Origin of the sequence: Nonomuraea pusilla, from assembly GCF_900109355.1 — a bacterium.
Lineage (GTDB): Bacteria > Actinomycetota > Actinomycetes > Streptosporangiales > Streptosporangiaceae > Nonomuraea > Nonomuraea pusilla.
Genome location: NZ_FOBF01000017.1, coordinates 148,994 through 171,239, shown reverse-complemented (window position 1 = coordinate 171,239; position 22,246 = coordinate 148,994). Strand labels below are relative to the sequence as shown.

The 22,246-nt window shown below is 73.2% G+C and carries 17 protein-coding genes; 11 read left to right on the top strand and 6 right to left on the bottom strand.

Annotated features, from left to right (window positions below):
- Positions 1–45 precede the first annotated feature (45 nt).
- Positions 46–2,604: a bifunctional FO biosynthesis protein CofGH gene (locus BMX74_RS30360; RefSeq protein WP_091104065.1), complete on the top strand. Its 2,559-nt coding sequence runs from the start codon at positions 46–48 to the stop codon at positions 2,602–2,604.
- An 87-nt stretch (positions 2,605–2,691) separates the two neighbouring features.
- Positions 2,692–4,434: a substrate-binding and VWA domain-containing protein gene (locus BMX74_RS30355; RefSeq protein WP_091104063.1), complete on the top strand. Its 1,743-nt coding sequence runs from the start codon at positions 2,692–2,694 to the stop codon at positions 4,432–4,434.
- Between the two features lie 83 nt (positions 4,435–4,517).
- On the opposite strand, the gene BMX74_RS30350 is transcribed toward BMX74_RS30355, so the two are convergent.
- From BMX74_RS30350 to cofD, 4 genes are all read right to left on the bottom strand, one after another.
- Positions 4,518–4,946, bottom strand: coding sequence for a DoxX family protein (locus BMX74_RS30350; RefSeq protein WP_082535469.1), 429 nt, complete (start codon positions 4,944–4,946; stop codon positions 4,518–4,520).
- Positions 4,947–4,948: 2 nt separating this feature from the next.
- Entirely contained in the window at positions 4,949–5,680 is a 732-nt protein-coding gene (locus BMX74_RS30345; protein WP_055506643.1) for a lytic polysaccharide monooxygenase, read from the bottom strand.
- Positions 5,681–5,830: 150 nt separating this feature from the next.
- Positions 5,831–7,111 carry a coenzyme F420-0:L-glutamate ligase gene (locus BMX74_RS30340; protein WP_091104061.1) on the bottom strand — a complete coding sequence of 427 codons (1,281 nt, stop codon included), beginning with the start codon at positions 7,109–7,111 and terminating at the stop codon, positions 5,831–5,833.
- Positions 7,108–8,046: a 2-phospho-L-lactate transferase gene (gene cofD, locus BMX74_RS30335; RefSeq protein WP_055506645.1), complete on the bottom strand. Its 939-nt coding sequence runs from the start codon at positions 8,044–8,046 to the stop codon at positions 7,108–7,110. Before cofD ends, BMX74_RS30340 begins: the two co-directional genes overlap by 4 nt.
- 169 nt (positions 8,047–8,215) lie before the next feature.
- Between cofD and BMX74_RS30330 the strand changes: the two genes are divergently transcribed.
- The 4 genes from BMX74_RS30330 (at position 8,216) to BMX74_RS30315 (ending at position 15,765) form a co-directional block, all read left to right on the top strand.
- A complete protein-coding gene (locus tag BMX74_RS30330; RefSeq protein WP_143078811.1) occupies positions 8,216–10,981 on the top strand; it encodes a hypothetical protein in 2,766 nt (921 codons plus the stop codon).
- Positions 10,982–11,300: 319 nt separating this feature from the next.
- Entirely contained in the window at positions 11,301–11,561 is a 261-nt protein-coding gene (locus BMX74_RS30325) for a WhiB family transcriptional regulator (RefSeq protein ID WP_020546325.1), read from the top strand.
- 95 nt (positions 11,562–11,656) lie between these two features.
- Positions 11,657–14,458 (top strand): glycosyltransferase family 2 protein, encoded by a 2,802-nt coding sequence (locus BMX74_RS30320; protein WP_091104059.1) that lies wholly within the window; start codon positions 11,657–11,659, stop codon positions 14,456–14,458.
- Entirely contained in the window at positions 14,458–15,765 is a 1,308-nt protein-coding gene (locus tag BMX74_RS30315; RefSeq protein ID WP_055506648.1) for a DUF5719 family protein, read from the top strand. The genes BMX74_RS30320 and BMX74_RS30315 overlap by 1 nt, the downstream gene beginning before the upstream one ends.
- A gap of 153 nt (positions 15,766–15,918) precedes the next feature.
- On the opposite strand, the gene BMX74_RS30310 is transcribed toward BMX74_RS30315, so the two are convergent.
- Entirely contained in the window at positions 15,919–16,359 is a 441-nt protein-coding gene (locus BMX74_RS30310) for a metallopeptidase family protein (RefSeq protein WP_055506649.1), read from the bottom strand.
- Positions 16,360–16,494: 135 nt separating this feature from the next.
- Here BMX74_RS30310 and BMX74_RS30305 point away from each other — a divergent pair, with 135 nt between their 5' ends.
- The 5 genes from BMX74_RS30305 to BMX74_RS30285 are packed head-to-tail and all read left to right on the top strand — an operon-like array spanning position 16,495 to position 20,514.
- Positions 16,495–16,863: a DUF3499 domain-containing protein gene (locus BMX74_RS30305; protein ID WP_055506650.1), complete on the top strand. Its 369-nt coding sequence runs from the start codon at positions 16,495–16,497 to the stop codon at positions 16,861–16,863.
- Between the two features lie 43 nt (positions 16,864–16,906).
- Positions 16,907–18,265, top strand: coding sequence for a phosphomannomutase/phosphoglucomutase (locus BMX74_RS30300; protein ID WP_055506651.1), 1,359 nt, complete (start codon positions 16,907–16,909; stop codon positions 18,263–18,265).
- Complete coding sequence (locus BMX74_RS30295; protein WP_082535407.1) at positions 18,262–18,429, top strand: Trm112 family protein; 168 nt, start codon at positions 18,262–18,264, stop codon at positions 18,427–18,429. The genes BMX74_RS30300 and BMX74_RS30295 overlap by 4 nt, the downstream gene beginning before the upstream one ends.
- Positions 18,426–19,532: a bifunctional phosphoglucose/phosphomannose isomerase gene (locus tag BMX74_RS30290; RefSeq protein WP_055506652.1), complete on the top strand. Its 1,107-nt coding sequence runs from the start codon at positions 18,426–18,428 to the stop codon at positions 19,530–19,532. Before BMX74_RS30295 ends, BMX74_RS30290 begins: the two co-directional genes overlap by 4 nt.
- Before the next feature lie 52 nt (positions 19,533–19,584).
- The gene (locus BMX74_RS30285; protein WP_055506653.1) at positions 19,585–20,514 is read left to right on the top strand and encodes a cation diffusion facilitator family transporter; all 930 of its coding nucleotides are present in this window, start codon (positions 19,585–19,587) and stop codon (positions 20,512–20,514) included.
- Between the two features lie 7 nt (positions 20,515–20,521).
- Here BMX74_RS30285 and BMX74_RS30280 read toward each other — a convergent pair whose 3' ends face one another.
- Entirely contained in the window at positions 20,522–22,246 is a 1,725-nt protein-coding gene (locus tag BMX74_RS30280; RefSeq protein WP_055506654.1) for a phosphatidylglycerol lysyltransferase domain-containing protein, read from the bottom strand.

Sequence of the window (22,246 nt, the reverse complement as noted above, 5' to 3'; positions counted from 1 at the left end):
GCCCTGGGTGCGGGGCGCGAACTCAGGGGGACGTAGTGTGCCGCTATGAGTCTCGCCCATGATTCCGCGCTCCGCCGCGCTCTGGCCCGCGCCCGCGACGGCAAGGCCCTCGACGTCACCGAGGCCGCCGTCCTGCTCCAGGCCAGGGACGAGCATCTCGACGCGCTGCTCGACCACGCCTCCCGCGTCCGCGACGCCGGGCTGCGGGCCGCGGGCCGCGAGGGGGTCATCACCTACAGCAGGAAGGTGTTCATCCCGCTGACCAGGCTGTGCCGGGACCGCTGCGGCTACTGCACGTTCGCGACCGCCCCGCACAAGCTCGACGCGGCCTTCCTGAGCCCGGACGAGGTGCTGGAGATCGCGCGGCAGGGCGCGGCCATGGGGTGCAAGGAGGCGCTGTTCACGCTGGGGGACCGGCCTGAGGACCGCTGGCACCAGGCCCGCGAGTGGCTCGACGCGCACGGCTACGACGACACGCTCTCGTACGTGCGGGCGATGGCGATCAGGGTGCTGGAGGAGACCGGGCTGCTGCCCCACCTGAACCCTGGCGTGCTGTCGTGGCGCGACCTGCAGCGGCTCAAGCCGGTGGCGCCGTCGATGGGCATGATGCTGGAGACCACGTCGCGCCGGCTGTTCGAGGAGAAGGGGCAGGCGCATCACGGCTCGCCCGACAAGGACCCGGCGGTGCGGCTGCGCGTGCTGGAGGACGCCGGGCGCTCCAACGTGCCGTTCACGACGGGCATCCTCATCGGCATCGGCGAGACGGTCGAGGACCGCGCGGAGTCGATCTTCGCGATCCGGCGGGTGGCGCGCGAGTACGGCGGCATCCAGGAGGTCATCGTCCAGAACTTCCGCGCCAAGCCCGACACCGCGATGCGCGGCATGCCGGACGCCGACCTGCAGGAGCTCGCGGCGACGATCGCCGTGACGCGGCTCGTCCTCGGGCCGCGCACGCGCGTCCAGGCGCCGCCGAACCTGGTGGACGCCGAGTACGACCTCATGATCCGCGCCGGGATCGACGACTGGGGCGGCGTGTCGCCGTTGACGCCCGACCACGTCAACCCGGAGCGGCCGTGGCCGCAGATCGACGACCTCGCCGAGCGCACCGCCACGTCCGGGTTCGCGCTGCGCGAGCGGCTGACCGTCTACCCGGAGTACGTGCGCGCGGGCGAGCCCTGGCTGGACCCGCGCGTGCTCGGGCACGTCGCCGCCCTCGCCGACCCGGACACGGGCCTGGCCCGCGAGGACGCCGTGCCCGTGGGGCGGCCGTGGCAGGAGCCCGACGGCGGGTTCGCCCCGTCCGGCCGGGTGGACCTGCACGTCGAGGTGGACACGACCGGCCGGGCCGCCGACCGGCGGGAGGACTTCGACCACGTCTACGGCGACTGGGAGGCCCTGCGGTCCCGTCTCGGGGCGGCTCCGGCCGGGCCGGGCACGCCGGACGACGTGCGCAGGGCGCTCAAGCGCGCGGAAGCCGACCCTGCGGGCCTGACCGACGCCGAGGCCGTCGCGCTGCTCGGCGCCGAGGGCGACGCCCTGGACGAGCTGGCCGGCATCGCCGACGAGCTGCGCAGGCAGGCGGTGGGCGACGACGTCACCTACGTGGTCAACAGGAACATCAACTTCACCAACGTCTGCTACACCGGCTGCCGCTTCTGCGCGTTCGCGCAGCGCAGGACGGACGCCGACGCGTACACGCTGAGCCTGGAGCAGGTCGCCGACCGCGCGGAGGAGGCCTGGGCGGCCGGCGCGACCGAGGTGTGCATGCAGGGCGGCATCCACCCCGACCTGCCCGGCACCGCCTACTTCGAGATCGCGAGGGCGGTGAAGACGCGGACGCCGCGCATGCACGTCCACGCGTTCTCGCCGATGGAGGTCATCAACGGCGCGAGCCGGACGAACCTCTCCGTCCGTGACTGGCTGGAGGCGGCCAAGGAGGCCGGCGTGGACTCCCTGCCCGGCACGGCCGCCGAGATCCTCGACGACGACGTACGCTGGGTGCTGACCAAGGGCAAACTGCCCACGCAGGACTGGATCGACGTCATCACGACCGCCCACCGGGTGGGCATCCCGACGACGTCCACCATGATGTACGGGCACGTGGACAACCACCTGCACTGGGTGCGGCACATCAAGCTGATCAGGCGGCTGCAGGAGGAGACGGGCGGGTTCTCCGAGTTCGTGCTGCTGCCGTTCGTCCACACGAGCGCGCCCATCTACCTGGCGGGCATCGCCAGGCCGGGGCCCACCGCGCAGGAGAACCGGGCAGTCCACGCGCTGGCCAGGATCCTGCTGCACGGCGCCATCTCCAACATCCAGTGCTCCTGGGTGAAGCTCCAGGACGACCTGTGCCGCCAGGTGCTGCGGGGCGGCGTGAACGACCTCGGCGGCACCCTGATGGAGGAGACCATCAGCCGCATGGCGGGGTCGGAGAACGGGTCGTACAAGACGATCAGCGAGCTGCGGGCGATGGTGGAGGTCACCGGCAGGCCGGTCAGGCAGCGCACCACCGAGTACGGGCGTCCGGACGACGAGCGGCTGGCGGCGTCGCTGGCGAGCGACGGCGTGTGCCAGAGCGTGCGCAGGACCCTGCCTCTGGTCTAGCGATAACGAGTTCTATCGAGACTTGCGCGGGGTGCAGGAGGCGCTGGGAGAATCGTCTCTCCCCTGGAGAGAGGTTCACCGTTGCGGTTGGGTCGACACCGTGCCGCGCTGACTCCTGAGCAGCGACGGAGGAAGGCGCTCCACCGAGGGACGCTCGCCGGGCTCGCCGCGGTGGCGGTCGCGGCCGCCGCCGTCGTCGTCGTGTTCGGCGGCGGCGGCGTCCTGTGCAGCACACGAGAGCCTGTTCTCGTCAGCGTCGCCGCCGCCGTGGACGTCGCGCCCGCCGCCATGAGCGCGGCCGAACGCTTCAACGAGACGAGGACGGCGGTGGGCGGGCGGTGCGTGCTCGTCCAGGTCACCGAGCAGCCGCCCGCCACGGTCCTGCGCACCCTCATCGGCGACCGCGCGGGCGTGCTGCAGAAGCGGCCCGACGGGTGGATCGCCGACTCGTCCGCGTGGATCAGGCTGGCGCGCCGGCAGGGCGCGGGCGCGCTGCCGGCGAGTGAGACCGTCGTCGCCACCTCGCCGCTCGTCTTCGCCACCCGGCAGTCGCTCGCCACGCGCTTCTCCGTCGGCAGGACCGAGATGAACTGGCGCATGGTCTTCCCCCCGACCGTGCGAGGTCGGCTGACGCCCACCGACGGCGAGCCCGACGTCGTCCGCGTGCCCGATCCGTCGCTGGCCGGGGCCGGCATCGCCACCGTGGCCGCCGCCAGGGACGTCGTCGGCACCGGGCCGGAGGCGGACAAGGCGCTGACGGCGTTCGTCCGGTGGGCGCAGGCCGGGTCCGCGCCCGACTATCGCAGCATGCTCGCCGCCGTGGACGACCGCACGTTCTGGCAGCGGCCCGTCGTGATCGTGCCCGAGCAGTCCGTCCGCGCGCACGCCATGAGTCCCTCGGGCGACCCCGTCGTCGCGCTGCACCCGCGCGAGGGCACCATCATGCTGGACTACCCGTACGTGGTGACGGCGACCGACCCCGCCGTCGCCGACGCGTCCACGGCGTTCGCCGGCTGGCTCAAGGGCCCCGAGGCGCAGGACATCGTGCGCCGGGCCGGGTTCAGGTCGGGCGACGGGACGCAGGGCCCCGTCCCGCCCGGGCCTGAGATCCCCGCCGCCGCGCCCCGGGTCAGGCAGTCGGTCGGCCAGCAGGACATCGACGAGGCGCTGCGGGCGTGGAGCAGGCTCGCCCCGCCCACGAACATCCTCGTGCTGGCCGACACGTCGGGGCACATGGCCGAGCCGCTCGCCGGGCGCACCAGGGTCGAGGTGGCCCTGGACGCCGCCAGGATCGGCCTGCGGCTGTTCCCCGACTCCACCCACATGGGCATGTGGGAGTTCGCCCACGGCATCGGCGGGATCAAGGGCTACAGGGAACGCGTCGGGCTGGGCCCCATCAGCGAGCCCGAGACCGGCCAGGTGATCAGGCGCGGCCGCCTGGACGAGCTCACCACGACGATCACCGCGCACCCGGACAGGCCCAGCTCGCTGTACGACGCCGTCCTGAGCGGCTTCCGCGAGGTCACCAGCGACTACCGCGAGGAGATGAACAACTCCCTCCTCGTCATCACGGCCGGCAGGGACGACGGGAAGGGAATCTCGCTCCAGCGCCTCCTCGACCGGCTGCACAGCGAGTGGAAGCCGGACCGGCCCGTCCAGATCGTGATCATCGCTTTCGGCTCGGGCGCGGACGCGGGCGGGCTGTCGCGGATCGCCGCCGCGACGAACGGCTCCCTGCACGAGGCCAGGCAGCCGGGGGAGATCATCGACGTCTTCCTCGCCGCCCTGGCGCGCCGCCTCTGCCACCCGACCTGCAAACCCACCGCCTAGCCGTGCTCGGCCGTGAACGGAGGCCCGGGAGCGGTGGGCGTTCCCGGGCCTCCTGGCCGGTGTTCTCGCTGTTCGTCCCGTGGTCAGGTCCGGGGGGCGGGCTCCTGGAGGCCGGCCGGCCGTCGCAGCCGCGACAGCAGCGTGTCGAGCGACCAGGCGCCGCTCCCCACCAGCGCCAGCACCAGGAACGACCACGAGAACAAAGCGGCCGGCTCCCCGCCGTTGGTCAGCGGGAAGAGCCCCTTGGGCAGGTGAACCGAGAAGTAGGCGTACGCCATCGTGCCCGAGCAGAGCAGCGCGGCGGCGCGGGTGGCGAGCCCGACGGCGACCAGGCCGCCGGCGCCGAGCTCGATCACCCCCGCCCACCAGTCGGGCCACGCGCCCACCGCCGGGACCTTCCCGCCGTGCGGGCCTCCGAGGACGCCGAACAGGGTCGCCGCGCCGTGGCAGGCGAACAGCAGCCCCACCACGACGCGGAACAGCGACACCACGGCGTCACGGACGCGGTCCACCGTCACGCCTTCTGCCACAGCGCCGGGACGTTCGGCGGCTCCCAGCCGGGCAGGGCGGTGTGGGCCTGGAGGCAGCGGTAGGCCGCGCCGCCGTACGTCACCTGGTCGCCGGGGGCGTACGAGGTGCCCGCCTGCCAGGTGCCGGACGGCGCCGTCACGGTGGGGGTGGGGGTCGGCGACTGGGTGGGGGTCACGGTCGGGGTGGGCGTCGGGGTGCCGCCGCCGCTGCCGATCTGCAGGTCGATGCAGGAGTAGAAGGCGTTGGCGGTGTCGGAGATGTTCCAGATGGCGAGGACCTTCTGGCGGCCGGAGTAGCCCGACAGGTCCACCGTGTGCGAGATCGTGGGCGGCGGCTGCTGGCCGCCGCCGTTGAACACCGCGACCCGGTTGCCGCCGATGTAGTACTCGTAGTTGAGCGTGGCGTGCCGGGCGGTGAACGTCCAGGTGAAGGTCACCGAGTTGCCCACCTGGGTGACGGGCCAGGGCTTGCTGTCGTCGTTGAGCTGGGCGAACTGCGCCAGGTTGGCGTTGCAGCTGCGCAGCCCCTTGGGCCCTTCGACGCTCTGGGGCTCGTAGATGATCTGGCCGCAGTCGGGCACCTTGCCCTGCGCGCAGAAGGCCTGCCTGCTGGGCGGCCAGTTGACGTAGCCGTGGGCGAACGCCGGCGACGAGCTGAAGACGGTGGTGGCGATCGTGATCATCGCCACCGCGACTAACGTGAGAGTCCTTCGCATGAAGTGGCTCCTTTACATGGGGGGATGCTCCAAATGTAAAGGAAAGTTTCCTAACGGTAAATGGTCCGCTGACGGATCGGACAACACCGTCGTCAACACTCGTGCCCGCCCGGCCCCGCCGCTCGAAGCGATGGCGGGGCGGAGACGTCGTCAGCGGGTGACGATGAAGTCGGACGCGTCGCGGGGCGGCCGCCGGCGCGGCGCCGCCGCCGCGTGGCCCACCGCCACGCAGCCCATCGGGTCCCAAGAGGCGGGCAGGTCGAGCACCTCCCGCACCACGGGACGGCAGAACATCGTGGACGACACCCAGGCCGACCCCAGCCCCTCGACCGCGAGCTGGACGAGGAAGTTCTCCACCCCCGCGCCCATCGCCACCACGAACATCTCCCGCTCGGAGGCGTTGCGCCGGTCGTCGCGGTACGTGTGCGACCCCTCCATCACCAGGCACGGCACGACCAGGTACGGCGCGTTTCGCAGCACGTCGCCCCGCCTGACCCGCTTGGCGATCGACTCCTCGGAGAACCCGTCGCCCCGCAGGTCGGCGATCCACGCGTCGCGCATCGCGTCGAGCAGCTTGACCCGGGTGGCGGCGCTCTCGACCAGCACGAACCGCCACGGCGTCGTGTGGTGCGGCGCGGGCGCGGCGATGCCGGCGGCCACCGCCCTGCGCACCGCCGCGGGATCGACGGGCAGGTCGGAGAACTCCCTGATCGTGCGGCGCGCGAACACCACGTCGCGCGAGCCGTGCCTGAACAGGTCCTCGTCGGCGGGACGCACGAGCGGGCGCGCGCCCGGCCCGTCGTCGTCGGTGACCAGGTGCTCCAGCCCGCGCACGATCGCGGCGGGCACGCCCGACAGCTTGCCCTTGACCAGCTCGGCCGCCGCCGCGATCTCGTCGGCGAGCGCGGTGACGGTGGCGTTGAGCTCGTTGCCGTAGCCGTCGGTGGCGCCGCGGAAGTCGTCGAGCGGGCGCACGCCCGCCGCGCCGATGGCGACGTCGGTGAGCCCGTTGCGCCACGGCCGCCCGAACGTGTCGGACACGATCACGCCCACCCGCAGCCCGAGGCCCGCCCGGATGCGCCTGGCCGAAGCGTCGGGGTCCTCGGGCAGGAGCAGGACGGTGCCGGGCTCGGTGTTGGAGGCGTCGACCCCGGCCGCGGCCATGACGAAGCCGTGGCGGGTCTGGGCGATGACCAGGTCGCCCCGCCTGGCCACCACCCGCTCGGTCTCCTCCTCGATGGCCGCCGCGCGGTCGGGCGCCTGCCTGACCCGCCCCTCGGCCTTGCTCACGACCTTGGACGTGACCACGACGACGTCGCCGTCGCGCAGGCCGGCGCCGCTCAGCAGGGCGGCCAGGTCGTCGCCGGGACGCACCTCGCCGATGCCGCTGATCGGCAGGATCTCCACGCGGTCGCTCCAACGGTCGCTCATCGGGCCAGCTCCAGGGCGAGGTCGAGGGCGGCGCGCGCGATGTCGGCCGCCGCGCCGGCGTCGTGCATGAGCAGGGGACGGGCCACGACGCGCACGCCGTCGAGCGCCACCCCGTCGTCCTCGGGGGCGACCAGCCAGCCGTCGAGGAGCCCCGCGCCGTACAGGTCGAGGACCGCCTGGGCGGTGGTCTCGACGCCGATGGCGGTCAGGCAGGCGTCGGCCATGCCGCGCACCGGCGCGCCGCCGATGATCGGCGAGACGCCGACGACGGTCTTGGCGGCCACGGCCTCGCGGATGCCCGGCACCTGCAGGATCGTCCCGATGCTCACCACCGGGTTGGACGGCGGCAGGATCACGACGTCGGCCTGCTCGACGGCCTCCAGCACGCCCGGCGCGGGCTTGGCGGAGTCGGCCCCCACCAGCGCGAACGACTCGGCGGGCACCGAGGCCCGCATGCGCACCCACCACTCCTGGAAGTGCACCGCGCGCCTGCCGTGCTCGTCGCTGATCACGACGTGGGTCTCGCAGCGGTCGTCGGTCATGGGCAGCAGGCGCACGCCCGGCTGCCACCGGGTGCAGAGCGCCTGCGTGATCTGCGAGAGCGGGAAGCCGGCCTCCAGCATCTGGGAGCGCACGATGTGGGTGGCGAAGTCGCGGTCGCCCAGCCCGAACCACTGCGGCTCCACCCCGTACGCCGCCAGCTCCTCCTTGACGACGTGGGACTCGTCGGCGCGGCCCCAGCCCTGTTCCTCGTTGATGCCCCCGCCCAGGGTGTACATGACGGTGTCGAGGTCGGGGCAGACCCGCAGGCCGAACAGGGTGATGTCGTCACCCGTGTTGCCGATGACGGTGATCGCGGCGTCGGGTGCGGCCGCGCGCAGGCCGCGCAGGAACCGGGCGCCGCCGATGCCGCCGGCGAGGGACACGATGTGCATGCGGCCAGTCTTCCACCGGCCTCCGACAACCGTTTCCCTGGACTCCGTTGCCGGGGAGTCCTGCCAGGTCTGTGCCGAATTGGGGTGCACGAGGTTCCTGGGACTCCCGCCGTGGCTCTCCGTGATGTGGCAAACTCCCTTCGGACCAAAGGGTCCGATGGGGGTACTTGTGAGCAAATTTAACGCCGAGCGGCTCAGGGAGCCTGCCGCCTGGCTCATGCTCGCTGTCGGCGCCGTGAACGTGCTGCTGTCGGCGGGCAGGGTCCTGATCGGCTCGTCGCCCGGCCCGCTCTACACCGGAACGTCCATCGCGGCCCGCGCGTACGTCAACCTCTCCGGCCTGGCCGGCCCCGTCACGGTCGCGCTGCTCGTCGGCGCGGTGCTGCTCGCCACCAGGGCAGGCCGCCCCACGCCCAAGTCCAGGCTCATCACCCTCGGCGCCACCGCCGCGCTCGGGCTGGCCACCGCGCTCGGCGCGCTCGCCTTCCTCCTCGGCCTGTTCTCCGGGTACGGGCTGCGGTCCGTGGTGGAGTTCGTGCTGACCGGCGTCCCCATGCTCGCGCTCGCCGCCGTCGCGCTGGTGTACCTGCTGCCGCAGGCGCAGTCGGGAGCGGCGGCCCCGTACCAGCAGAGCTTCCACGAGCCGTCGCAGGGGCAGCGGTTCGGGCAGCAGTTCGGCCGTCCCGACCAGGCCGACGGCGGCCAGCCCGGCGGCGCCGCCTCCCCCTACGGCGCCCCGGCGCAGCACCAGCAGCCGCCCGCGCAGCAGGGCGCCGGCTTCCCGCGCGAGATCGAGGCGGCCCCCTCCCACGCCGCCTCCCAGGAGCAGCCCCCGGCCGCCGCCGCCTCCCAGCAGGACCAGGCCGACCAGCAGGGCGCCGGATCTCGCCTGCCGGAGCCCCAGGGCTATCAGCCGCAGTCCGCGACTCAGATCATCCAACCCGACGAGGCCGCCCTGTACGGCCGCCAGGACCAGCCCCAGCAGCAGTACGGCCGCCCCGACCAGGGCCAGGAGCAGTACGGCCAGTCCGACCAGGGGCGGCAGCAGTTCGGTCAGCCTGACCATCAGCAGCAGTTCGGCCAGGGCGAGCAGGCTCAGCAGGGTTCGGGCTACGGGCCGCAGCCGCAGAGCTTCGCCGGTCGGCCGGACCAGGCGCAGCAGCAGGGCTCGGGCTACGCGCCCCAGCCGCAGAGCTTCGGCGGCGGGCCCGAGCAGGCCCCCGCCTACGCCTCCGACCAGGAGCAGCCCCCGGCGTACGCCTCACAGGGCGGGCCGGGCGACTACGGCGCTCCGGGCCAGCCGGGCGGTTACGGCGGCCAGGGCCAGGAGCCCGGTTTCGGCGGTCAGAGCCAGCCGGGCGGTTACGGCGGCCAGGGCCAGGAGCAGGGTTTCGGCGGACAGGGCCAGGCGGGCGGTTACGGCGCGCACCAGGCGGAGCCGCAGGCCGCGAACCTGGGCCCGCAGCCCGGTCTCACGGGGCAGCCCGGCCTGGGCGGGCAGCCGGAGCAGCCCCAGCAGCAGGGTTCGGGTTACGGGCCGCAGCCGCAGAGCTTCGCGGGTCAGCCCGATCAGGTTCAGCAGCAGGGTTCGGGTTACGGGCCGCAGCCGCAGAGCTACGCCGGCCAGCCCGATCAGGTTCAGCAGCAGTTCGGCCAGCCCGAGCAGATGCGGCAGGGTTCGGGCTACGCGCCCCAGCCGCAGAGCCACGCGGGCCAGCCCGACTCGGCGCAGCACTTCGGCCAGCCCCAGACCCCCTTCGGCCGGCCCGACTCCGCGCCGCAGCACTTCGGCCGGCCCGACGCCGCCGTCCAGTCCGGGCAGTCGCCGTTCGGGCAGCCGGGGCAGGCCCAGTCCTTCGGCGGCCAGTCCGACTCGGGCCCGCAGTCCGGGCAGCACGACCCGCTCCAGCAGCCCGGCCAGGCGCCGTTCGGCCAGCACGGGCAGCACGGGCAGCAGGGCCAGTCAGGGCCGCAGCCCTTCGGCCAGCCCGACGCCGCCCAGCAGCCTTTCGGCCAGTCGGACCTCCCGCAGCAGCCCTTCGGGCGGCCCGACCAGGCACAGCAGCCGTTCGGCCACGCCGACCAGGCGCAGCAGTCCTTCGGCCACGCCGACCAGGCGCAGCCGCTCGGGCAGGCGCAGTCGCCGCTCGGTCAGGCCCAGCCGTTCGGGCAGGACGGGCCGCAGGGCGCGGGCTACGGCTCGCAGCCGTCCGGCTTCGGCGGCCGGCCCGGCTACACCCCGAGCGAGACCCTGCCGGACACGGGCTTCACGTCGTCCTCCGAGTACACGCCCGGCCCGTACGTGCCCGCCGACAGTCAGCCGAGCCTGTACGCCCAGCCCGCCCCGTACGCGCCCCCCGCGAACGACCAGCAGGCGCAGGCGCCCGGCGGCTTCGGGGCCCCGGCCGACCGTTCGTACTCCTCGGTGGAGACGAGCCCGAACGTCTCCTACCCCGAGCCGCAGCAGGGCGGCCAGCCGTTCACGGGCTACTCGGGCCACGAGTACGCGGCCGCGCAGCAGCCGCAGGAGCCCTCCTATCAGGAGCCTGACCTGCCCGTGGACCCGCGCTCGCAGCAGCTCCTGCACGCCTACCAGCAGGCCGAGACCTACCAGCAGCACTCGCTGCCGGGCACGCAGCCGGAGCTGAGGCTGCCCGACTACGGCGGCCAGGGCCGGCCGTACGACGATCCGTTCGGCCATCCGCAGCAGCCGCAGTCCGGGCAGTACGAGCAGCAGCAGGGCTCGTACGAGCCTCCGCCGTACCGTCCCGCCCACCAGGCTCCGGCCGCTCCGAGCTGGTCGGACCTGCAGAGCGAGTCGACGATGCGCATCGATCCTTCGGCCTACAGGGGCGGTGACGCGCTGGGCGACCGCTCCGGGGACGACCCGATCGACCCGACCGCCATATACACCCCCAATGAGCCACGCAGGTAACGGACCCGCAAAGCACGGCTAGAGAGAAGGTGGCCCGGGGGCGGGCGTCTATACCGCCCTGGTACGGTTCCGACCGCTGACACTGTTGAACAACCCAGGCCAACGCCATGGAATAGGGGCGTCGGGCCAGGTGCGAACATCGCATGAGATGGACACCGGGGCGAGAACTGGTCTTTCCCCGGATACCGGCATGCCGCTTGACGTCGCGTGCAACACACGCGTGTAATTACAACCATGTTGTTACGCCTTCCTGTGGGTGGGTACTAAGGAAGGCGTTCATGGGGGGCTCCATTGCGGGCGGGCGGCAGGGAGGTGTGCAGTGACCGATCCGGTCATCGCACAGGATCAGCTTGACGCTGAAGAACTCGGCTGGCAGGAGCGCGCGCTCTGCGCGCAGACTGATCCGGAGGCGTTCTTCCCGGAGAAGGGCGGCTCCACCCGAGAAGCCAAGAAGGTCTGCCGATCGTGCGAGGTCCGTGCCGAGTGCCTGGAGTACGCGCTTGAGCACGATGAGCGGTTCGGCATCTGGGGTGGACTGTCCGAGCGAGAGCGGAGACGCATCAAGCGTCAGGCCGTTTAGGGGGATAAAGGGGAAAGGGTCACGCGGCTGCCGTGTGACCCTTTTTCGCATGTATGGTGGGCGCGGCCCTTCGACCCCCCTGGAGAAGCCCGCCCATGTCCCGTCCGTACGTGACCGCGGTCGTCGTCGCCCACGACGGCGGGCGCTGGCTGACGGAGACGCTGCGGGGGCTCGCCGGGCAGAGCCGGCGGCCCGACCGGGTGGCGGGCGCCGACAACGGCAGCAGGGACGGCTCGGCCGACCTGATGGCGCAGGTGCTCGGCGGGGGCAACGTCCTGAGGCTGCCGCGTTCGACCGGGTTCGGCGAGGCCGTGGCCGAGGTGCTGGACAAGCTGCCGCCGTCCGGCCCCGACGAGTGGATCTGGCTGCTGCACGACGACTGCCTCCCCGACAGGCGGGCACTGGAGTCGCTGCTCACGGCGGCTGAGCAGGACCCGAAGGCGGCGGTGCTCGGCCCGAAGTTGCGTGACTGGCTCGACCGCAGGCGGCTGGCCGAGGTGGGCGTGACCGTCGACCGCACCGGGCGCAGGGACACCGGCCTGGAGCCGCGCGAGTTCGACCAGGGCCAGCACGACGGCACCAGGGAGGTGCTGTCGGTGTCGACGGCGGGCATGCTGGTCCGCCGCGACGTGTGGGAGGCCGTCGGCGGGCTCGACCCGTTCCTCCCGATCTTCCGCGACGATCTCGACCTGTGCTGGCGCGTGCGCAACGCCGGGCACAGGGTGCTGGCGGTGACTCCGGCGGTCGCCTGGCACGCGGAGGCCGCGGCGCGCAGGCGGCGGCGCATCACCGTCAGCGGCGACCATCCGCGCAGGCTCGACCGGCGCAACGGCATCTTCGTCGTGATGGCGAACCTGCCGTTCCGCGCGATGCTGTGGGCCCTCGTCCGCAACGTGGTCGGCTCGGCCCTGCGGGCGCTGCTGTTCCTCGTGAGCAAGCAGCCGGCGAACGCGCTCGACGAACTGCTGGCGCTGGGGTCGGTCCTGGGCCACCCGTTCCGGCTGCTGGCGGCCAGGCGCAGGCGGCGCGCCGGCCGCAAGAAGCGTTACCGGCAGGTCAGACGGCTGATGTCGCCGCCCGGCGCGTCGTACCGGCGGCTGCTCGACATGGTGCAGGGCTTCCTCGCGGGAGAGGGCCCGGTGGACTCCGCCGGACGCCACCACGCGTTCGCCGACGACGACGAGGCCCAGATCGCCCCGGAGGAGCCGGGCGCGGTCAAGCGCCTCGCCGGCCGTCCCGGCGTGCTGCTCGTGGCCGCGCTGACCGTGGTCGCGCTGGTGGCGGAGCGGTCGCTGCTGGGCGGCGGGCGGCTCGGCGGCGGCGCGCTGGTGCCGGTCACCGGCGGCGCCCGCGACCTGTGGACGTTCTACACGGAGGGCTTCCACGACGTCGGGCTCGGCTCCACCGAGTGGGCGCCGCCGTACGTCGCGGTCATGGCGGCGCTGGCCACGCTCGCGCTCGGCAAGACCTGGCTGGCCGTCTCCGTGCTGTTGCTCGGCGCGGTGCCGCTGGCCGGGGCGTCGGCGTACCTGGCGACCCGGCGCATCATCCCGGCCGTGCCCGCCCGGATCTGGCTGGCGGCGACGTACGCGCTGCTGCCGGTGGCGACGGGCGCGATCGCGGCGGGACGGCTGGGCACGGCGGTCGTGTTCGTGCTGCTGCCGGTCTACGCCGCGCTCGGCGTCAACCTGCTGTCGGGGGAGCGCCGCAGGGCCAGGCGCGCCGGGTGGGGCCTCGGCCTGCTGCTCGCGGTGGGCACGGCGTTCGTGCCGCTCGTCTACCCGCTCTTCGCGGTGCTCGGCGTGCTGGCCGCCGTCGCGTACGGCGGGGTGCGCAAGGGCGTGTTCACCTCCATGGCGATCGCGCTGGCCGTGCCGGTGGCGCTGCTGTTCCCGTGGCTGGCGGGGCTGGTGGCGGACCCGGGCAGGATCCTGCTGGAGGCGGGCCTGCACGACGCCTCGTCGAGCGACTCCGCGCTCGGCCCTGAGTCGCTGCTGTCGTTCAGCCCGGGAGGGCCGGGCGTGCCGCCGTTCTGGGTGACGGCGGGCCTGGTGGCGACGGCGCTGGCGGCGCTGCTGGTCCGGCGGCAGCGCATGATCGTCGCGATCGGCTGGGGCGTCGCCCTGTACGGCGTGCTCGCCGGGATCCTGGTCAGCAGGCTCGGCGCCGACGGCGCGAGGGCGTGGCCGGGGGTGCCGCTGGCGTTCGCGGCCACCGGGCTGCTCGTCCTGGTGGGGCTGAGCGCGCACCGGCTCGCGGAGCTGCGGGCGGCCGGAGGGGTGCGCAAGGCGGCCGCCCCGCTGGTCGCGGCCGTCGCGTTCAGCACGCCGCTGCTGGCGGCCGGCCACTGGATGGCGACAGGGGTACGCGGCCCGCTGACCGGCGACGCGCCGGAGGCGCTGCCCGCGCTCGCCGCCGTCACCGCCGAGGAGGGCGAGCGCGTCCTCCTGGTCAGGGGCGCGGCGTTCACCCTGCTGAGCGGACGCATGCCGCTGCTCGGCGAGGCCGAGCTGCCCGTCGCGTCGGAGGCCCGCGCCAAGGTGGCGGCGGCCGCCGCGGGCCTGATCGCGGGGCGGGGCGGCAAGGACGCCGCCACCCTGGCGCAGCACGGCGTGGCGATGGTGGCCGTGGCGCCGCCGGTCTCGCCCGACCTGGTCGCCGCGCTCGACTCCCAGCCGTCGCTGAACCGCATGAGCCTGTCGGAGTCGGGCGGCCTGTGGGGGCTGACCGAGCCGGTGACGTCGGTGGCGGCGCAGCCGGAGAGCGCGCTGCACCGGCCCTGGCTGTGGACGCAGGGCGCGCTGGCGCTGCTCGTCCTGGTGATGGCCGCGCCCGGCAGGCGCGAGAGCGGGCAGGAGAGCGCGGAACCGGTGGCGCCCGCGCCGGCGGGTGCGTGATGAAGGCGCTGGTGGAGAACAGGTTCGGCCTGCTGGCGCTGGTCGTCGTCGCGCTGTCCGCCCTGTACGGCGTCGCCTACGTCACCAGGCCGGCCCCCGCCGCGCCGAGGCCGGAGGGTCCGAGGAGGGCGGCCGTCGAGTCGGCGACCGTGGTGTGCCCCGGCGAGAAGGGCGGCAAGGTCGGCGTCTACCTGCCGGGGACCCTGTCCGAGGACCCGATGAAGAGCGGAAAGCCGTACGTGACGGAGGGCACGGGCGGGCTGGAGGCCGGGTACGTCACGCGCGCCACGGGCGGCGCGGCCCGCGGGCTGGCGGGCGTGCGCTGCGTGGAGCCGGGCGGGCGGACGTGGCTGGTCGGGCCGGGTCCCGCCAGGGCGGCGGTGCGCCTGCACCTCGTCAACGCCGACAAGGTGACGGCCGTGGCCGACGTCGAGGTGTACGCGGCCGAGGGCAGGATCACCTCGAAGGACGGCCTCGGGCTGGAGATCGCCCCCGGCGAGAGCAAGGAGATCGACCTCAGGGCCCTCGCGCCGTCGGCGGACGTGGCGGCGGTGTCGGTCACGACCGCGTACGGCAGGCTGGCCGTCGCCGCGCGGGCCGCGCCGGAGAGCGGCGGCGTCGACTGGCTGCCGGCGGCGGCGCCGCCCGCGACCCGCGTCGTCGTGCCCGGCGTGCCGGGCGGCGGCGGGCGCAGGGAGCTGCTGGTGGCCGCGCCGGGCGACGCCGACGCGACGGTCCAGGTCAGGGCGGTGACCGAGGACGCCGCGTACGCGATGAAGGGGGTCGAGAGCGTCGAGGTGCCGGCGGGGAGCGTGGTCGCGGTGGACGTGACCACCGGCATCGGCGGCGAGTCCGCGGGCCTGGTGCTCACCTCGTCGGCCCCGGTCGTGGCCGGGATGGTCGTCACGGGCACGGGGCAGCGGCCGGACGTGGCGTTCACGGCGGGCGCGTCCTCGCTCGCGCTGGGCAGCACGGTGGCGGCGAACGCCGCGGGATCGCGCCTGGTGCTGACCGCGCCGGCGGGAGCGGCGAAGGTGTCGGTGCAGGTGGTGCCGGAGGGCGGGGCGGCGGCCCCGCCGTTCGAGGTGGAGGTGCCCGCCGGGCGCACGCGGAACGTGCGGCTCAAGGCGGGCAAGGGCGCGTACGCCGTCGTCGTGACGCCGGTCTCCGGCGAGGTGTACGGCGGCCGGGTCATCGAGGAGCGGCAGCGCGCCGGCCTGCTGCTGACGGTGCAGCCGCTGGCTCCCGGGCGGTCGTTCACGATGGTGCCGTCGCTCACGGACAGCCCGCGCGTCGTGCTGCCGTGAAAACCCGCCCCGGAAACGCCCGTCAGGAAAGCGCCCGTCCGGAAATCCCCGAAAACACCCGTCCCGAAATCCTGGAATTCTTCGGAATTTCTGGAAACTCCGGAAGCGTGGAAGCGACCGTCCCGACGGCGCGGAAGAACGCCGTGCCGATCGTCAGCGGCGGTCGTCGTAGCCGGGGTCGACCGTCTCGGGCGACAGCCCGAGCAGCGTCGCGACCTGCTCCACCACCGTGTCGTGGACCAGCGCGCTCAGCGTGTCGCGGTCGCGCGCCCTGGCCTCGAGCGGACGGCGGTAGACGACGATCGACGCGGGTGACTGGCCGTTCGCGGCGTCGGCCCTGCCGAACGGGATGGGGTCGGAGCCCAGGCGCGGCCCGTCGTCGAGCTCGCTGAGCGGCGGCACCTCCTCGACCGCGAACTCGACCGCGGACAGCTGCCTGTCCCACTTCGGCTTCAGGCGGTCGACCGCGTCGAGCACGAGGTCGTCGAACCGCTCGCTGCGCGACCTCGCCACGGGCACGTGGGAGGGAGCGAGCGGGCCGCGGAGACCCCGGCCGTGGCGATCGCGCCGCCTGGGACCGCGCTTGTGAGTCACACGGTAAGTCTAAGGGGAGGCGGCATCGGTGCATGTGGGTGGAAAGGCTGCGACAGGTGTCCGAATTGTGGCGACACGCTCGTTAAGAGCGCTCAGATAGTGGCGCCTGGCAGACTTACCAGATACGGTCCCTCCGTGAGCCCCGTCCGCCGCTGTTCCCGCACCGCCTGCAGCCAGCCTGCCGTCTTCACGCTCACGTACGTGTACGCCGACTCGACCGCGGTTCTCGGCCCCCTGGCGACGTACGCCGAGCCACACTGTTATGACCTGTGCGCAGAACACGCCGAGCGACTGACCGCGCCCCGCGGCTGGGAGGTGGTTCGGCTGCCCACGGACGGCGCCTCGCCGAGCTCCGACGACCTCGAAGCGCTGGCCAACGCCGTAAGGGAGGCCGCCAGGCCCACCCCCACCGGCGGCGCGGAGCCCGTGGGCCAGGGCGTCGAGGTCGGCCGGCGCGGGCACCTGCGCGTTCTCCGGTCGGCCCAGCAGCACCGTGACCGGTAGGCTCGTTTCACACGGAGGAACGACCTAAGGGCGGAGCTGAAGAGTGGGCGACCTCGCCAAGATCTTCAAGGCGTACGACGTTCGCGGCGTGGTGCCCGACGAACTGGACGAGACGATCGCCGAGGCCGTGGGGGCGGCCTTCGTCGAGGTCACGGGTGCCGCCTCGGTCGTCGTCGCCCACGACATGCGCGAGTCGTCCGTGCCGCTGTCCGCCGCGTTCGTCAGGGGCGCCCGCTCGCGCCGCGCCGACGTCGTCCACGCCGGTCTGGGCTCCACCGACCTGCTCTACTACGCCAGCGGCAGCCTGGGGCTGCCCGGCGTGATGTTCACCGCCAGCCACAACCCGGCCCGCTACAACGGCATGAAGATGTGCCGCGCGGGCGCCGTGCCCATCGGCGGCGAGACGGGCCTCACGGCGATCCGCGACCGCGCGGCCGAACTGGCCGGCGCGGCCGGCGGGGCGTCGGAGCCGGCCGGCGCGCTCATCGAGAAGGACCTCCTGCCCGGTTACGCCCACCACCTGCGCACCCTCGTCGACCTGTCGGGCATCAGGCCGCTGAAGGTCGTCGTCGACGCGGGCAACGGCATGGCGGGGCACACCGTCCCCGCCGTCTTCGACGGGCTGCCGATCGAGCTGACACCGCTGTACTTCGAGCTCGACGGCACGTTCCCCAACCACGAGGCCAACCCGCTCGAACCCCGGAACCTGGTCGACCTCCAGCGCGCGGTGACCGAGACCGGCGCCGACCTCGGGCTCGCCTTCGACGGCGACGCCGACCGCTGCTGGGTGGTCGACGAGCGCGGCGCGTCCGTGTCGCCGTCCGCCATCACCGCGCTCGTCGCCGTACGCGAGCTGGCCAAGCACCCCGGCGCGACGGTCATCCACAACCTGATCACCTCGCGCGGCGTTCCCGAGATCGTCACCGAGCACGGCGGCGTGCCCGTGCGCACCCGCGTCGGCCACTCCTTCATCAAGGCGGAGATGGCCCGCACCGGAGCCGTGTTCGGCGGCGAGCACTCGGCCCACTACTACTTCCGCGACTTCTGGTTCGCCGACTCCGGCATGCTGGCCGCCATGCACGTGCTGGCCGCGCTCGGCGAGCAGCGCCGTCCGCTGTCGGAGGTCGTGGCGGCCTACTCCCGCTACCACGCCTCCGGCGAGCTCAACAGCGCCGTGGCCGACCAGGGCGCGGCCTTCGCCGAGGTCAGGCGGGCGTTCGAGGGGCGCGGCGAGACGGACGAGCTCGACGGGCTCACCGTCACCGCGCCCGGCTGGTGGTTCAACCTGCGCGCGTCCAACACCGAGCCGCTGATCCGGCTGAACGCCGAGGCGGCCGACGAGGGCACAATGAAGGCGATCGCGGACGAGGTCCTCGCCATCGTGAGAAGGGTGTCAGAGTGAAGATCGATGACTGGCTGCTGGAGATCCTGGCCTGCCCGGCGTGCAAGGCGCCGCTGCGTGCCGAGACCGAGGCCGAGGAGCTGGTCTGCACGGGCTGCGGCCTGATCTACCCGGTCCGCGACGACATCCCCGTCCTGCTCGTCGACGAGGCCAGGAAGCCGTGACCTGGGAGCCCGACCGGCTCGACGACCAGCACCACCTCACCGCCGCCGACCCGGGCGGCATGCTGCCCGCGGTCGCCTCGTCCGCGGCCCAGGTCCGCACCGGCCACCGCACGGCGGTCGAGTCGGGGCTGGAAGGCCTGGCCGCGCGGGGCCGCCCCCGGGCGATCGTGGTCGCGGGCATGGGCGGTTCGGGCATCGCGGGCGACGTCCTCGCCGCGGTCTGCGGCAACGGCTCGCCGCTGCCGATCATCACAGTGCGCGGCTACCAGCTTCCCGGTTGGGTGGGCGCCGCCGACCTGGTGATCGGGGTGTCCTGCTCCGGCCAGACCGAGGAGACGCTGTCCGTCGTCGCGCAGGCCGTGCGGCGCGGCTGCGACCTGCTGACGGTCGGCGCGGCGGGCTCGCCGCTCGCCGACCTGGCCAGGCAGGCGTCGGCGCCGCACGTCCCCGTGCCGGTCTCGGGCCAGCCCAGGGCGAACCTCTGGCTGCTGACGGTCCCGCTGGTGGTCGCCGCGGCGTCGTACGGGCTCGTGCAGGCAGACGCGGCGCTGTTCGAGCAGGTGGCCGTCCGGCTGGAGGACGTCGCGCACCGGTGCAGGCCGTCGAGCGACGGGTTCGTCAACCCCGGCAAGTCGCTGGCCCTGGACATCGCCGAGAGCGTACCGATGATCTGGGGGTCGTCGCCCCTGGCGGCCGTGGCGGCGTACCGGCTGGCCTGCCAGCTGAACGAGAACGCCAAGTACCCCGCGGTGTCCGGCGAACTGCCGGAGGTCAACCACAACCAGGTGGTGGCCTTCGACGGGCCGCTGGCCGAGCGCGACATCTTCGCCGACTCCACGGCGCGGGTGCTGCGGCTGGTCGTGCTGCGCGACGTCGAGGAGCACCCGCAGGTGACGCGCCGGCGTGAAGCGTCGCTGCGCATGGCCCAGGACCGCGACGTGCGGGTGACGGAGATCGCCGCGGAGGGCACGCACCCGCTGGAGCGCCTGGCCACGCTCATCGCGCTGGGCGACTTCGCCAGCACCTACCTGGCGCTGGGCTACGGCGTCGATCCCACCCCGGTGTCAGCGATCACTGAACTCAAAGCAAGAATTTCACAATAGGATCCATTTCTGAGCCTTTTGATGTGATCTTCATGAGTGGAGAAGAAGACCGGTGAGCGCGAGCGGCGGTACGAAAGCAATCATTGCGGCTCTGTCCGCGAATCTGGCCATCGCCGTGTCGAAGTTCGTCGCCGCGGTCTTCACCGGGTCGTCGTCGATGCTGGCCGAGGGCATCCACTCGGTCGCCGACTCGGGCAACCAGCTGCTCCTGCTGCTCGGAGGCAAGCGGGCGCAGCGGGCCGGTGACAAGAAACACCCCTTCGGTTACGGGCGCGAGCGTTACTTCTACGCGTTCGTGGTGGCGGTGGTGCTGTTCACGATCGGCGCGCTGTTCTCGATTTACGAGGGCGTCCACAAGATCGCCGATCCGCACCAGGTGGAGTCGCCGATCTGGGCGTTCGCGGTGCTGATCTTCGCGATCGTCGCCGAGTCGTTCTCCTTCCGTACCGCGATCAAGGAGTCGAACCCGCTCCGCGGCGATCAGTCGTGGTTCGCGTTCATTCGCAGGTCGAAGTCGCCGGAGCTGCCGGTCATCCTGCTGGAGGACCTCGGAGCGCTGCTCGGCCTGATCTTCGCGCTGTTCGGCGTCGCCATGGCGGTCGTCACCGGCGACGGCGTCTGGGACGGCATCGGCACGCTGATGATCGGCGTGCTGCTCGCCGTGATCGCGGTCGTGCTGGCCATCGAGACCAAGTCGCTGCTCGTGGGCGAGGGCGCCACGCCCGAGGTCGAGGAGCAGATCCGCGTGGCGCTGGAGGGCTCGCCCGAGGTGGCCAGGGTCATCCACATGCGCACGATGCACCTCGGCCCCGAGGAGCTGCTGGTGGCCGCCAAGATCGCGGTGGAGCACGACGACACCGCCGGCGAGGTGGCCCGCGGCATCGACGAGGCCGAGCGGCGCATCAGGGAGGCCGTGCCGATCGCCCGGGTCATCTACCTGGAGCCCGACCTCGACCGGATGCGTACGGGCGCGTCGGGCTGACCCAGCTTCACGACGGGAGCGGCGCGGCGCCGCCGCGCCGCAGCGGGCGGGGCAGCCGCAGCGCCCGCGGCACGGAGAGGCGGAAGGTGAGGAACGCCTCCGCCTGCAGGGCCGACACGCCGATGCGGGGCAGGTCGCGGGCGTTCGGGTAGACGACGAAGCGCGGCTCCCAGATGGGCCGGAACTTGGCGTTGAACCGGTAGAGCGACTCGATCTGGAACCAGTGCGACAGGAAGAGCAGCACCGCGCGCCAGGCACGCAGCACCGGGCCCGCGCCGAGCCGTTCGCCGCGGGCCAGCGCCGACCTGAACATGGCGAAGTTCAGCGACACCTGGGTGACGCCGAGCGCGGGCGCGGCCAGCAGCGTCTTGACGATCAGGAACTCGTTGAGCCCGGGGTCGGCGGCGCGGTCCCTGCGCATGAGGTCGAGCGAGATGCCGCGCGGCCCCCACGGCACGAAGTGCAGCACCGCCTTGAGCTCGCCGTCCTTGTGCGCGGTCGCCACCAGGCAGTCGGGGTCGGACGGGTCGCCGAAACGGCCGAGCGCCATCGAGTAGCCGCGCTCCGTCTGGCTGCCGCGCCAGGCGTCGGCGGCCTTCCTGACCCGCTCGCGCTCGTCGTCGGACAGGTCGGCGGCGCGCCGCACCCGGCAGGTGTAGCCGGCCCGCTCGGTCCTGTTGACCATCTGCCGCACGTTGCGCATGGCGCGGCCCTCCAGTGTGAACCCGGACACCTCGACGACGGCCTCGTCGCCGATCTCCAAGGCGGACATGCCGGCCTCGCGCGTCCAGACCTCGCCTGCCGTCTCGCCGCAGCCGATGACGGCGGGCACCCAGGCGTGGCGCCTGGCCTCCGCCATGAACGTCCTGATCGCGGCGGGCCAGGCCTCCCTGTCGCCGATGGGGTCGCCGCTCGCCAGCATGACGCCGGAGACGACGCGGTAGGCGACGGCCGCCTTGCCGGACGGCGAGAAGACGACGCTCTTGTCGCGGCGCAGCGCGAAGTAGCCGAGCGAGTCGCGGGAGCCGTGCCTGCCGAGCAGGTCGCGCAGGCGGCGCTCGTCGTCCTCGGTGAGCACCGCGGCCGGGCGCTCGGGACGCAGCAGCAGGTAGAGCGTGGTGACGGCGGTGAGCGTGCCGAGCGCGACCAGGGAGAAGTAGACCAGGTCGGAGACGTGCTCCGACGTGAAGGTCACGGGCCCCTCGATGCCGGCCAGGCCGAGCACGACGTGTTCCAGCCGGGCCTGCACGCCGGGGTGCCCGGCGACGGCGGCGGGCCGCCCGCTGACGATGAGGTAGCCGAGCCCGAGGTCGAGCGCGCCGAGGACGAGCAGGTTGCCCAGCGCCCGCCAGCGGGTGCGCGGGTCGGACAGCGCGTAGAACTCGCCCCTCGCGACCACGAGCGCGGCGAGGACGACGAGACAGATCACGACGGTCACCACGTGCAGGTGGAGGGCGCCCATGACGGCGTTGACCGGCAGCAGCACGACGACGGCCCGCCAGGCGCGCACCTTCCTGCGGCGCAGCCCGTGCGCGATCATCACCAGCGCGATGCCGACCACGAGGGACGTGGCCCTGGCCACCGTGGTGACGATGCCCGGCAGCAGGCCGTACCACTCGGCCATGCGCGTGTGGCCGACGCCGGGCACGACGGCCTTGACGATGTCGAGCAGCCCGACCGCCAGGGAGGCGTGTCCGGCGACGGCGGGCACCCAGGGGCGTGACAGTTTCAC